This window comes from Pseudarthrobacter chlorophenolicus A6 (assembly GCF_000022025.1).
Classification (GTDB): Bacteria; Actinomycetota; Actinomycetes; order Actinomycetales; family Micrococcaceae; genus Arthrobacter; species Arthrobacter chlorophenolicus.
In genome coordinates this window covers 1,269,116-1,282,286 of sequence record NC_011886.1, presented here as the reverse complement: position 1 = coordinate 1,282,286, position 13,171 = coordinate 1,269,116, and the positions used below count along the sequence as shown (strand labels likewise).

At 67.9% G+C, this 13,171-nt stretch carries 11 protein-coding genes and 1 pseudogene; 7 read left to right on the top strand and 5 right to left on the bottom strand.

Going from position 1 to position 13,171, the window contains the following annotated elements:
- Positions 1-7 precede the first annotated feature (7 nt).
- Complete coding sequence (locus tag ACHL_RS05860; RefSeq protein ID WP_015936380.1) at positions 8-1,360, top strand: MFS transporter; 1,353 nt, start codon at positions 8-10, stop codon at positions 1,358-1,360.
- 80 nt (positions 1,361-1,440) lie between these two features.
- Here ACHL_RS05860 and ACHL_RS24665 read toward each other — a convergent pair whose 3' ends face one another.
- Complete coding sequence (locus tag ACHL_RS24665) at positions 1,441-1,926, bottom strand: endonuclease domain-containing protein (protein ID WP_244266523.1); 486 nt, start codon at positions 1,924-1,926, stop codon at positions 1,441-1,443.
- A gap of 652 nt (positions 1,927-2,578) precedes the next feature.
- Complete coding sequence (gene purN, locus ACHL_RS05850; protein WP_015936378.1) at positions 2,579-3,145, bottom strand: phosphoribosylglycinamide formyltransferase; 567 nt, start codon at positions 3,143-3,145, stop codon at positions 2,579-2,581.
- Positions 3,146-3,184: 39 nt separating this feature from the next.
- On the opposite strand from purN, the gene ACHL_RS05845 reads away from it, so the two are divergent.
- Complete coding sequence (locus ACHL_RS05845) at positions 3,185-3,616, top strand: hypothetical protein (protein WP_015936377.1); 432 nt, start codon at positions 3,185-3,187, stop codon at positions 3,614-3,616.
- A gap of 50 nt (positions 3,617-3,666) precedes the next feature.
- Here the strand turns inward: ACHL_RS05845 and ACHL_RS05840 are convergent, their stop codons facing one another.
- Positions 3,667-4,980, bottom strand: a complete 1,314-nt coding sequence (locus ACHL_RS05840; protein WP_015936376.1) for a cell division protein PerM — start codon at positions 4,978-4,980, stop codon at positions 3,667-3,669.
- 118 nt (positions 4,981-5,098) lie between these two features.
- Positions 5,099-5,575: a PRC-barrel domain-containing protein gene (locus ACHL_RS05835; RefSeq protein WP_015936375.1), complete on the bottom strand. Its 477-nt coding sequence runs from the start codon at positions 5,573-5,575 to the stop codon at positions 5,099-5,101.
- Positions 5,576-5,840: 265 nt separating this feature from the next.
- Between ACHL_RS05835 and ACHL_RS05830 the strand changes: the two genes are divergently transcribed.
- The gene (locus tag ACHL_RS05830) at positions 5,841-6,998 is read left to right on the top strand and encodes a glycosyltransferase family 4 protein (RefSeq protein ID WP_015936374.1); all 1,158 of its coding nucleotides are present in this window, start codon (positions 5,841-5,843) and stop codon (positions 6,996-6,998) included.
- Positions 6,995-8,402 (top strand): annotated as a pseudogene (locus tag ACHL_RS05825) (UDP-glucose dehydrogenase family protein). Before ACHL_RS05830 ends, ACHL_RS05825 begins: the two are co-directional and overlap by 4 nt.
- Here ACHL_RS05825 and ACHL_RS05820 read toward each other — a convergent pair.
- Positions 8,347-9,180 carry an AfsR/SARP family transcriptional regulator gene (locus ACHL_RS05820; RefSeq protein WP_015936372.1) on the bottom strand — a complete coding sequence of 278 codons (834 nt, stop codon included), beginning with the start codon at positions 9,178-9,180 and terminating at the stop codon, positions 8,347-8,349. The pseudogene ACHL_RS05825 and the gene ACHL_RS05820 overlap by 56 nt on opposite strands.
- An 86-nt stretch (positions 9,181-9,266) precedes the next feature.
- Here ACHL_RS05820 and ACHL_RS05815 point away from each other — a divergent pair, with 86 nt between their 5' ends.
- The 3 genes from ACHL_RS05815 to ACHL_RS05805 are packed head-to-tail and all read left to right on the top strand — an operon-like array spanning position 9,267 to position 13,171.
- Complete coding sequence (locus ACHL_RS05815) at positions 9,267-9,506, top strand: hypothetical protein (protein WP_043793817.1); 240 nt, start codon at positions 9,267-9,269, stop codon at positions 9,504-9,506.
- A 58-nt stretch (positions 9,507-9,564) separates the two neighbouring features.
- Entirely contained in the window at positions 9,565-11,883 is a 2,319-nt protein-coding gene (locus ACHL_RS05810) for a hypothetical protein (protein ID WP_015936370.1), read from the top strand.
- Entirely contained in the window at positions 11,873-13,171 is a 1,299-nt protein-coding gene (locus ACHL_RS05805) for a hypothetical protein (protein ID WP_015936369.1), read from the top strand. The genes ACHL_RS05810 and ACHL_RS05805 overlap by 11 nt, the downstream gene beginning before the upstream one ends.

Here is a 13,171-nt window from a genome sequence, read left to right as displayed (position 1 = left end):
GGCGGCTATGAACACTTACACCACTGTGCCCAGCGGCGAACAGGTGGTCCAGGAACTGCCCTGGCGATGGAAAGTCCAGGGGCGGATCTTCCTGATCGGCGGCCTCGGATTCATGTTTGACGCGTGGGATGTGACGCTTAACGGCATCCTGATTCCCCTGCTGTCGAAGCACTGGGCCCTGGCCCCCGGTGAGGTGGCGTGGGTGGGGACCTCGAACCTGATTGGCATGGCGCTGGGGGCCTTCATCTGGGGCACCATTGCGGACACCATCGGCCGCAAGAAGGCGTTCACGGCCACGCTGCTGCTGTTCGCCGTCTTCACTGTGGCCGGCGCGTTTGCCCCGGACTTCATCTGGTTCTGTGTGTTCAGGTTCCTGGCCGGCTTTGGCCTGGGCGGCTGCATTCCGGTGGACTACGCACTGGTGGGTGAGTTCACTCCCCGCAAGCAGCGCGGCAAGGTGCTCACCGCCATGGATGGCTGGTGGCCGGTGGGCGCTGCCCTGGCGGGTTTCGTTTCCGCCGGCCTGGTGGCCTTGTACGGCGACTGGCGGGCCACCATGCTGGTGATGGTCCTGCCGGCGTTGCTGGTGTTCTGGGTCCGCCGCAGCGTGCCGGAGTCGCCGCTGTTCCTGATCCGCAAGGGCAGGCGGGATGAGGCTGCGAAGGTCATCGACGGGCTGGTGGCCGCCACGGGCGCCGAAGCCCGGGCCTACAGCCTGCCGGATGCCAAGGACGTACCCCGGCTCTCCGCCGGCAGCGCGTGGACCCAGCTGCGGTCTGTGTGGCAATTCAACTGGAAGATCACCACTGCGGCGTGGGCCCTGTTCTTCAGCATCCTGCTGGTCTACTACCTGTCCCTGACGTGGATGCCGCGGATCCTCATTGGCGCCGGGTTCGCCGAATACAAGGCATTCGTCACCACCGCGTCAATGGCCGCCGTCGGGCTCCTGGGCGTCATCGTTGCTGCCCTCCTGGTGGAACGAGTGGGCCGCAAATGGATCCTGGCAGTTACCGGTCCGCTGTCCGCGCTGACGCTGGTGATCGTGGCGTTCGTGGTGGACATCCCGTCCGCCGCGGTGTTCTGGCTGCTGGTGTTCGGGTTCGTGGTGCAGGTGGCCATCCCGGTGCTGTACGCCTACGTTTCGGAGCTTTACCCCACCGAGCTGCGCGGTACCGGCTTCGGCTGGGCGTCCACATTCTCGCGGCTGGGCGCCGGTTTCGGTCCGCTGATTTTCGCTAACTACTTCTGGCCTGAACTGGGACTGGCTACGTCCTTCGCCCTTGCCGGCGGCCTGGTGCTCCTGGCAGTGCTGTGGATGGCGTTCTTCTCCCCCGAAACCCGGCAGCGCCGCCTCGACTGACCCCGCCACCGCCCCCCTTCCCTCCCAACTAGGTAGCAGCAGATGTCGTTTTGGGCCGCTATTCCGACATCTGCTGCTACCTAGTTGGGCTGCCAGCCGCGGCTGCGCAATGCAGAGCGGACCTTGGCGACGGCCGCCCGGGCCTCATTTTCCATATGTCTTCTGGAGATACGGACCAGCATCCATCCCGTCCGGGCAAAATCCTCTTCACGGGCGATATCCCTGACGATCTGCGCTGCCTCCGAATGGCCCTCGCCGTCATACTCCACCGCCACTTTGTATTCCGGGTAGCTCAGGTCAGGTTGCCGTACGACGGCGGCACGCAGTTGGGTGGGAACGTTCAGTAAAGGTTCGGGCAGGCCAGCGTCTTCCATGGCCAGCCGGAGCCGCGTTTCCGGAGCGGAATCGGAGCCCACCCGGGCGCGATCCAGGGCAATCCGGGCTTTCCTGATTCCAGGCGTCCCCTTATGCCGGTCCAGCATCTCGGACAGGTCTTCAAAGGTGCAGTGCGGCGCCGTTCTATCCTCAAAGACCGGCCGCGGGATCCGCAGCAGATGATCTGCCACGACGGTCAATTCTTCGATGCCCATCTTCCGGGAACAGTCCAGCCACGTCCTGGCCCGAGAGGTGATCAGCAGGCCGTTATGGGTGACGATCTCGTCAGCAAAGAACTGGCCGCGGTGTCCCCGAACACCGCTTCGGCGCGGTATGGCCGTACTGTCCGGTCTGGATATGTGGGTAACGGGATCGTCCCTTCCAGGGAGGAAACCCGGGAACCCCCACAACGTGAAGGCTGTTGCATGGGAAGCTGCGGAGAACGCGGTGACCAGCGTCAATGGCCGAACAAGCGATTCCAGCTCAGGAGCCAGGGGTACAAGCGGCTGCCGGATCCCCCGGCTGGGTGTGACCAGCGAATGGTGACGCAACCGCCCGACTGTCACTCCGGCGTCGGCCGCTTCCCCAAAAGTGAAGGCTCCGGCTGGGAGCATGTCCGGCATCCGCCGCGGAGTTCTCATGGCTCATCGTGGCAAATTTCCGGCCAGAGCTGTCGAAGTTATCCACAGGAACGCCGCCGCTCCCCAACTAGGTAGCAGCAGATGTCGGTTTGGGCCGCTATTCCGACATCTGCTGCTACTCAGTTGGGTGGGGAGGACTGGATGGGATTGGGGGCGGGGATGGAGGGAGGGGGTGTGGGGGGTGGGGGCGGGGGTGTTGAGGTCAGGAAGCGGCGGCGAGGCTGGCCAGGGTGGACACCAGCAGGCGGCGCTCCACCACCTTGATGCGCTCGTGCAGGCTCTCTTCGGTGTCGGCGTCCTCGATGGCCACAGCTTCCTGGGCGATGATGGGTCCGGTGTCCACGCCGGCGTCGGCCCAGTGCACCGTGCAGCCGGTGACCTTGACCCCGTAGGCCATCGCATCACGGACCCCATGGGCGCCGGGGAACGCCGGCAGCAGGGCCGGGTGGGTGTTGAGGTACTTGCCGCCGAAAGCGTCGATGAATTCCGGACTGACAATCCGCATGAAACCGGAGGACACCACCACATCCGGCTGGAACGCGGCCACCTCTTTGGTCAGCGCGGCGTTCCACTGCGCCCGGTCCGGGTACTCCTTGAAGTCCACCACGAAGGTGGGGATCCCGGCGGCGGCCGAGCGCTCCACGCCGTAGGTGCCGGGACGGTCCGCTCCCACTGCGGCGATGTCCACGCCCAGCTCCCCCGCCTTGACCGCGTCAATGACAGCCTGGAGGTTGGAGCCGGTACCGGAAACGAGGACTACGATGCGCATGCGTCTAGCTTATGGGCAGGCTCGCGTAGGCTGGAAAACATGAACTCCACACCGGAACCAGCCGGGCCCCAGCGGACAAAGCCGCCGCTCAGCGAGGCTGCAAAAGCCTCCCGGGCCAAGACCCACACACTGTTCCGGATGTTCATCGTGTCGGTGCTGGGGTCCTTCTTCGTCTACCAGCTGGATGTCCGATATCTCTGGCTGACGGCGATCCTGACAGCTGCAGCACTGGCCCTCGGCATCGTCCTGCTGATCCGGTGGTTCCGTTCGAAAGACTCCCGGCTGATTCTCTTCGCCACCATCTGCGGCCTCGTGGTGACCGCCGGCATGGTGCTGCTCACCCTGGCCTCGGCACTGTTCTTCAACCAGGCAGCGGAGTACCAGGGGTGCGTGGAACGCGCGCTGACAGACCAGGCACAGCGGACCTGCCAGGTGCAGCTGGAGGGTTCTCTCCCCCGCCCGGCACCGTAGCAGCGTCTTTGCTGATGGGCCCGCGCGGGCCGGGGAGCACTGGTTCGAAGCTAGTGGACCAGTTCCGAGTCGTCCTCCGCCACGGAACGCTCGCGTTCCAGCCATGGCCCGGCAGCGTAACCGATCACGACGCCGGCACCCACCTCCGCGGCCAGCCAGACACCCGTCCAGAGGGGGTCGGGGCCGATATCGGTCAGCCGGCCGATGCCGGCCGAGCCGCGGGCCAGCCAGGCCAGCCCCATGGCCAGCAGTCCCGCCGCCACCCCGGCCAAAACTCCCAGGACCAGGGTGGACGCTGTGGCGGTGAACCAGCGGGCGCGGACCTTGATGGCGAGCCACTCGTCAAAATGGTTCTCGCCTTCCCGGAGGAACCACCAGCCGGCCAGCACTCCTGCGATGACGGGCACAATGAGGGCCACGAAGGCGTAATCCAGGGCCCCGGCAGGAATCGCGGCCAGGACCGGGATGGACGGCAGGGGCCCGACGGCCGTACCCAGCGGGCCCACCTGGGAACCGACGCCCATCGCGAAGCCGGAACCTGAGGTCCAGGCGAGGGCGAAGACCACCAGGTTGGGAAGGTAGCCGAGCTGCGCCACGGTGAGGGCCGCACCGCCGGCCGCACCGGCGTCGAGCGCTTCATAGACGGCCAGCACCAGGTTCCAGTGGACGAAGAGGTCCACGGCCAGCAGCACCGCGGCCAGGGCCAGGGCAGCGGCAACCGCCACGAACCCGGCCTTTGCTACCGATGCAAGGTAGGACCCTGCCCACCGGGAATGCTGGCTGGTCCGCGAGATCCAGTCCACGGCGTCCACGCCGATCAGCCGGCTCCACGATCCGGCTTCGCGCCGGGCGCCGATGACCATCCCCAGGGCGAAGGGGATCAGCGGAACCACCATGGCGTAGCCGAGGTTGATGCCGACGTCCGGGGTGCGGCAGACGAAACCGGTGGCCACGCCGAACGCCGCGTAAACCACCCATGATCCCAGCAGCGCCTGCCACAGCTGGTCCGTGTAGGAGGCCCGGGCAAGGCGCCGCCCGGCCCGCCAGGCGAGCAGGAACGGGATCAATGTCAGTCCGAGGGGAACCAGCGTCAGCAGGCCTGAACCGGTGTGGGATGCGGCTGTGGAACCGGCGGCCGCCAGTTCCAGCGGGACACCGTGCACCAGGAGCCAGGACTGGCCGGCGAGCCGGGCCAGCGTCTCAAATCCGCTGTCCTGGAAGCCGGCCGTTGCCCAGACGGCAATGATGGGAACCAGCACGGCCAGCGCGGAAATGACCGCCGCCTGGGCTGTTTCAATAGCCCCCTGCAGCCACAAGGGCATGGGTAGGCCACGGTCTCCGGTCTGGTCAGCGCGCAGTTTCATCGTGGTCCATGGTGTCACGCCGGGCCCGCACAGGCCGCCAGCGACAGGCCCCGGGAGTGCAGGCACACGAATGCCGGGAGCCCCCGAAAGAACTCCCGGCATTGCCTGCGTCCAGTGGCTATGCGCCGCCCTGGCCGTATTTCCGCAGGCGGGGGCGGTTGGCCGCGCTGCCTTCATGGCCTTCGATTCCGGCGGTTGGTGTGCCGGCGTTCAGGTCGGCGTCACCCTGCAGGTCAACGTCATTCTGAACAGTGTCCTGCGACTCCGAGTAGGTGGTGGCTCCACGCTCGTAGTGCGTGTACAGCCGGTCTTCTTCCTCGGGGGTGAGGTGGCCGTCCACCTCGACGCGCGGGGCGTCCTTCACGTGGTCCTTGGTGTAGGGAACCACCAGGTCGTCATCCTGGCTGCGGGCGCCCTCCACGGGGATGAAGGACTGGGACGTGCCGAAGAGGCCCGTCTTGACGGTGACCCAGGTGGGCTCACCCGTGTCGTCGTCTGCGTAGAGCTGGCCAATCGAACCGATCTTGTCGCCGTCGGCTCCGATGACGTTGCCGCCCTTGTGGAGCAGGGTCTCAATGTTTTCCCGGTTGAGCATGACTTCTCCTTGGATGATCGTTGCACTAGGCACGGGCCAGCGGCAGATTTTCCGGCACGGGAATGCCCCGGTCTTCGGCTACCACCCCGCTGCTTGAGGTGCTGCGCTGGCCACCCCACTACAGTAAGCATGCTTAGCATCAAATGGGAAGTCTGCTTAGTAATTTTCACAACAGACCCACGCACTCCCTGCTGTTCACCGAACCTTTCCCTCCGGGCCATGCCTTCCTCCCCGCCGCGTCAGGGCCGGCACCCACCGTGGAGGGGTGAGGATCGCAATTGTTGCTGAATCATTCCTGCCGCTGATGAACGGGGTCACGCACTCCATCCTGCGGGTGCTGGACCATCTCCAGGAGCGGGGCGACGACGTCCTGGTCATTGCCCCGTCAGCGCACGACGGCGGTGCGGAGAACCACGTCAAGGGCGCCGAGATCCACCGGCTTCCGGCAGTCCCGCTTGCGGGATACACGAATGTCCGGGTGGCGATGGGCGGTGTGTACCGGGTCAAGCGAATCCTTGCCGACTACGCACCGGACGTCGTCCACCTGGCCTCGCCGTTCGTCCTCGGCTGGCGGGCAGCCCAGGCGGCGGCCCAGCTCGGCATCCCCACAGTTGCGGTCTACCAGACGGAAGTTCCCGGCTACGCGGCCCGGTACGGCGTCCCCTTCCTGGAGAACTGGGCCTGGAACCGCGTGGAAAACATCCACCTGCTCGCCTCCCGGACCCTGGTGCCCTCCACCTTCGCGCTGAACCAGTTGCGCGGACGCGGTATTCCACGGGTTCGGATGTGGCGCCGCGGGGTGGACACGGCCAGGTTTTCGCCGGACAAGCGCGACGACGGGTGGCGGGCTTCGGTGGCCCCGGCGGGCCACCGGATCATCGGCTACGTGGGCAGGCTGGCCGTGGAGAAGCAGGTGGAGGACCTCGCCGCCCTGGCCCGGATGCTGGACACCACACTGGTGATCGTGGGTGACGGACCCCAGCGCGCGGCCCTGCAGGAAGCCCTCCCGGGAGCCGTTTTTACGGGGTTCCTGGGCGGTGATGACCTGGCGCGCGCGGTGGCGTCCTTTGACCTCTTCGTCCATCCCGGCGAGTTCGAAACCTTCTGCCAGACCATCCAGGAAGCCATGGCGTCGGGGGTGCCGGTGGTGGCCACGGGACGCGGCGGGCCGCTGGACCTGGTGGAGAACTCCAGGACCGGATGGCTCTACGAGCCCGGTGACCTGTCCGCCATGCGCGGCCACGTCATGGACCTGATGGGCGACGACGCCAAGCGCCGTGCGTTCGCCGCCACGGCGCACGCCTCGGTACAGGACCGCACGTGGCCGGCCCTGTGCTCGGAACTTGTCGGCCACTATGCGGATGTCATTGCGGAACAGCCGGTCCTGGCCGGGCCGTACAGAGCCAAGGGAGCAGCGTCATGAAGATTTCGGTAATCGGCTGCGGCTACCTGGGCGCAGTGCACGCGGCCACGCTGGCGTCAATGGGCCACACTGTGGTGGGCATCGACGTGGACGAGGCGAAAGTGGAACAGCTGGCCCGCGGTACAGCCCCCTTCCACGAACCGGGCCTGGACGAGCTGCTGCAGGACGGCAGCGCCACCGGACGGGTCCGGTTCTCCAACGACATCGCGGACGCGGCCGGCGCCCAGGTGCACTTCCTGTGCGTGGGCACCCCGCAGGACAAAGCCTCCGACGCCGCTGACCTGTCCTACCTGGTCTCCGCCACCCGGGCCCTACTGCCGCACTTGGCCGCGGGCGCCGTCGTCGTGGGTAAATCCACCGTGCCCGTGGGCACTGTGGACATGTTGCGAGGGGTGCTGGGCCGGCGCCCCGATGTCCTGCTGGGCTGGAACCCGGAGTTCCTCCGCCAGGGCACGGCCGTCAAGGACTCGCTGGTGCCGGACCGGCTGGTGTACGGGGTGGACGGTGGAAAGGCCGCTGCGTTCAACCGGTCCACCGGAGCACCCGTGGGGGTGACGGCAGCCCTGGATGCGGTCTATGAACCGCTGCTGCGCGCAGGTATCCCCCGGCAGGTCTGCAGCTGCGCCACGGCCGAACTCATCAAGTCCGCGGCCAACGCGTACCTGGCCACCAAGATCAGCTTCATCAACGCAGTGTCTGAGCTGTGCGATGCCTCCGGCGCGGACGTGGCCGAACTCAGCGAGGCCATGGGACTGGACCCGCGGATCGGGAACCGGTACCTGCATGCCGGGCTGGGCTTCGGCGGGGGCTGCCTGCCCAAGGACATCCGCAGTCTCAGGGCGCAGGCCACGGGCCACGGCGTGGATGCCGTGGCGGACTGGATGCGGCTGGTGGATTCGGTCAACCTGGGCCAGCGGCAGCGGACGGTGGACCTGGCGGCGGAGCTCTGCGGCGGAACGGTGGCCGGCCGGACCATCACCGTGCTGGGCGCCTCGTTCAAACCGGACACGGACGATATCCGCGACTCCCCCGCGCTGGACGTGGCAGACCGGCTCGCCGCGGCCGGAGCACACGTGACCGTCACCGACCCCAAGGCAGTGAACAACGCGTGGCGGCGCTATCCCCCGGCTGCGGTTCGAAGCGAAGGCAACCCGGGCCCTGGAAGGCGCCGAGCTGGTGCTGCTCCTTACCGAGTGGGACGAGTACCGCCGGTTGTCCCCGGCCGTTGCGGGCAGCCTGGTACGACGGCGGGTGCTGCTGGATGCGCGCAACGCACTGGACGCTGCGGCATGGCAGGCTGAGGGCTGGGTGGTGCGCGGCCTTGGCACGTCCCAGGATTCATCGGCGGTCACACGGCCGGAGCTGGCTGGAACGCTGGTGCCGGCGCAGCGCGCGCGTCGGTAGCCACCGGTGCCCGGAACCGGGCCAGGATCTGCGGCGACGGTTCCAGTCCCAGTTCGGACTGCAGGAGCGTACGGTACTGCCGGAGGTAGGAATGGGCCGCGGCCACGTTTCCTTCGTCGAAACAGACATCGATGAGGACGGCGTGGACCGATTCACGCAGTGGTTCGATGGCCACGGCCCGGAGGGCTGCATCGATCGCTTCCGGGTAGCGGCCCAGCTTCCGCAGCTTCACCGCGAGCGCTTCGAGGGCGTGGAGCTGCAGTTGCCGCAGCCGCTCCCGTTCCACCAGGAGCCAGTCCTCATCCCATGCCGGCAGGAGTTCGCCGGTCAGCGGTGAACAGTTGATATCGCCGGCTGCCAGGTCCATCCCCTGCGACAGCAGCCGGCCGGCCTGGTCCCGGCACTGCTGCAGGTCCACGGCCACCTCCTCCCCCAGCGCCAGCTCGTTCCGCCCGGCGGACACCAGCCCGGCCCAGGCCGAACGGATCCGCCACAAGGCTGTGCGGAGGCTGCCGTTGGCATGCTCCACGCTGGAATCGGCCCAGAGCCTTCCCACCACTGCGTCGCGGGAACACTTCACCCCGTCCTGCCGCGCGAGCGCCAGGAACGCCAGGACCCGCTGGGCATGCATCGGGAGCCGGACCCGGTCCTCGGCGAGGAACAGCTCGAACCCGTTGAGCAGGTACAGGCGTGCCTGAGCTTCAGTACCGGGGACAGCAGTGCGAAGGGGATCCGGAACGGCATGGCCACCGGGGGCGGGAAGGAAGGCAGACGACATTGAAGGACCCCACGTTCAATCGGACGCAGACCTGTAGGGAGACCTGCCACTGAGGTGGCGATGATCAACATCGCTACGCAATGTTGATGCCCGGAAAGGCTTTCCGGCGGATCATCTCCGCCATGACTGCCGAATACTCCGTGATCGTACTGCGGGCCTGGCGTAACCCACAAGGGTTGATTATCCGTGTTCTGACCACCGACGGGACGCGCCGGAATTGGGTAGTTTCCGGAACCGCGGGCCTGGTGGTCCTGCTCGAATCCCTCATCGCCGAGCTGGAACCGCCACCGTCCGGAAGCGGAGCGGAAATTACTACAGACGGTTGACGCTGGCGCATACAGCACCGCTCCACCCTGTAATCCCCATCCCCCTAAGGAGGCTGTCATGGACGCCCAGCCAGGCACAACCAGCGAGGCGCTTTTCTCCGGCCTGTCACTGGCCGATCCTCCCGCTGCCCCGGCCAGTCCCGAGGCCATGCCGGAGGCCGGCCTTAACTCGCCGTTTCCCGCGCGGTTCATCTCCGAGGCCTTCGCCCCCGGGGCTGGGGAAGCTGCCACCTTCTTCGCCGAACTGGAGGACGAAGACTTCGTTGATTCCCTGGAACAGCTGATCAATGACGCCGCCGCCCACCAGCTCGCTGACCAGCGCAACTGGTCCTCCCTGCCGGCCGAAGCCGATTCCCGCGCCTCGCTGGAGGACTGGATCGAGCCGGTGGCCACTGAAGCGGAACGCGCCCTGGACGGCTTCGCCGAGCGGCTGGCCGGCGCGGACCTCTACGGCATGCCCGCCCAGGAGTTCGAGCAGCTGCTGGAGGCCGCGGGGAACCAGGCCCCGCACGGGCTCTCCGGCTACGAGGACTTCCTGGGCGGCCTCCTCCGTGCGGGCAAGAAGCTGGTGGGCGGCGCCGTCAGCCTGGTCAAGAAAGGCATCGCAGCGGTAGGCAAGGTGCTCCCGGTGAACCTGCTGCTGGGCAAGCTCAAGGGCCTGGTCCGGCCGCTGCTCCGGCGGGTGATCAGCGCCGCCATGAACCGGCTTCCCGCCAGCGTCAGGCCGCTGGCCCGCAAGCTGGCAGCAAAGCTGGGCGTCTCGGAAGCGGAAGCCGAAGACCACGCCTCGGCAGAAGGGCTCGCCGAGGTTTTCGGCCTTGAAGTCGCCTCCCTGCTGTACGCCCCGGAGGCCGAGGAGGAACTGGGCGAGAACTTCTTCGAGCCCACACCGTACGAGTCAACGGACTCCCTGGCCGCGCTGGAAACAGCCCGGGCCAGGTTCACGGAACGGCTGGCGGCCCTCCCGGACGGCAGCACCCCGGCAGCAGAAATCGAGCAGTTCCTGCCGGCAGTGATGGCCGTCCAGCCACTCATCAAGCTGGGCATCTCCATCATCGGCCGGCAGCGGGTGGTCAAGTTCGTCGCGGACATCCTCGCCAACCTGGCCAAGGGGCTGATCGGTGAGGGCCCCGCAAAGCTGCTGGCCACGCCCGTGGCTGACCTGGGACTGAAGGTGTTCGGCTTCGAGACTGAAGCGGACTCGGACCGGATGCGGGCCGCGGAAGCTGTTGCCTCCACGGTGGAAGGCACGGCCCTGAGGCTCATGGAACTGCCGGAAGCCACCTTCGAGGACCAGCTCCAGCTCGCCTCAGCGGTGCAAGAGGCGTTCGTGGAGGCGGCGGCCGCATACCTTCCGGACAGGGTCCTGCACCAGGAACTGCCCGAACGCGAAACTGCCGGCGAGGGCGGCGTGTGGATCCTGATGCCGCGCACCGCCAAGCCCCGCTACCGGTTCCGCAAATACACCCGCGTCTTCGCCGTCCCCATCACCCGACAGGCTGCCCGGGCCATCCGCTGGTCCGATGGCGGCACCCTCGAAGGGCACCTGCTGGACCGCGGCGTCCGGCGCTGGCCGCTGGAGGCAGAAGTGGACCTCTACGAGGCCATCCCCGGCACCCAGTTCGGGCACTTCACCCAGGACGAATCCACTGACGAGGCGCTTGAGGCGGACAGCAGCGAGTTTCAGCTGCTGACCCCGGAGATCGCCGGGCTGCTGCTCCGGGAACCTGCGTTGGGACGTCCCGGCGCGGGCCGTGGGTTACCGGGCCCGGCCGGACCCGGCGCCCACGCACCGGGCGCAGGCGTCATGGCCTCCAGCGGACTGGGCGCCGCCGGACTGGGAAGGCCCCGGCCGCAGGTGGGCCGCCGGTACTTCCGGATCCGGTCCACCGCGCTGAACCGGATCAACCGGGCCAGGCGGCTGGCACGCCGGCTGCATGTGGTGATGGAACCTTCCAAGCGGCGGCTGCGGGTCCAACTGCGGCTGTCCGAACGGCAGGCCCAGCAGGTACTGGCCCTGCTGCAGCCATCTTCCCCATCCGCCCGGCGGGACCTTCCCTCCGTGCTGGCCGCCCTGCGGGGCCTCTACGAAGCCCGGCTGCCGCTGATTCTCGCGTCCCGCCTGGTGCGGCACCAGCTGGCCAAGGACGCAGCCGAGGCCTCCGCTCCGGTGGATGCCTTGCTCAAGGCGCTGGCGGCGTCGTTCTCCAAGTTCCTCAGCCAGCGGTCCGCCCAACTGGCGGCCGCGGTGGCAGAACCGGCCCACGGCGTGACCATCACGGCGACGTTCCATGACGTCACCCGGGACAAGCTCGGCGGCGCCGTCCAACCGCCGGACGTGAGCGTGCATGCGGGGTGGAAGTCCAGTGCCCTATGACACCCGGCTGCACGGCTACCGCGCAGACGCCGTCGGAACCGAAAAGGACGCCCTGGCCCTCGAGGTACGGCACTGGCAGCGCGCCAGCGCCGCGCTGACGGACCTGGACGTCCTCGCCTCCGCCGCGGCCTGGCAGGCGCTGGAAAGCTACATGGGGCTCAGCCTCCGCTCCAGCCTGCGGGCTGTGGCCACTGGCGTGGCAGCCGAAGCCGGAGGGCTCGGTTCCCGCCTGGCGACAGCTTCGGACCCCGGCGACCTGGCGGCTGTCCGCGAATCGCTGCTGCGGCTGCGGCGCCGCTACGAGCAGGTGGAAACGGTCCTGGACTTCTATGGCGACGCCGTCAACACCAGGACCAGCCCCCGGCTCGGCGCCGTGCTGCGCGGGCTCGATGCCTTGGCCGTGGACAGCATGGACAGGGTGCTGCGGCCGCTGGGAATGTCCGCCCCGCCCGTCCTGACCTACCTGGACAAGGGACTGGGGGCGTCCATCCTCCGCTCCGGTGCCAGGCTCTGGGACGCGTCACTCTCGCCGGTGGCAGCCATCAAAATCACCCGGCATAACCTGTGGCGGCCCACATCCCTGGTCCACGAAACAGGCCACCAGGTGGCGCACATGACCGGCTGGACCGCCGAACTGGGTGCCGCCCTGTACGAGCGGATGGCGCCGGTTTCGGTTCTGGCCGCCGAGAGCTGGCGCGGCTGGGCGAGCGAGGTGGCGGCTGACGTCTACGCTTTCGCCCTGCTGGGCTACGCACCGCTGCCGGCCCTGGCCACCGTGGTGGACGGTCCCAGCAGCAAGGTCTTCCGGATGTCCATCGGCGATCCGCATCCTTTCGGCTGGGTGCGGGTGCTGTTCAACGCCGGGCTGTGCCGGTCCTGGTTCGGGCCCGGTCCGTGGGACGGCATTGCCCGCACCTGGATGCTCCGCCATCCGTTGTCCCGCGCCTCCAAGGACGTCCAGGCGATCAGCAGGGCCAGCGTGGCCAACCTGCCCGCGCTGGTGGACGTCTGCACGCGGACGCCGCTGCGGGCCTTCGGCGGCGCACCGCTGGCCTCAATCGCGGACCCGCGTGCCGTGGCGCCGGCGGAGCTTGCCCGCCTCGCGGAACGGGCCGGCGCCTCCCTGTACACCTCCACGTACCTGCAGCGGCTGGAGGCGATGCGCGTGCTTGCCTGGACCGTCGTCAACGGCCAGGCGCTGCACAACGGCCAGTCCGCGCCAACGTCCGACGACGGCGTCGAACTTTGGCTTCGAAGGATCGGCGGCGCTGCGGCCGCCGCAGCCTGA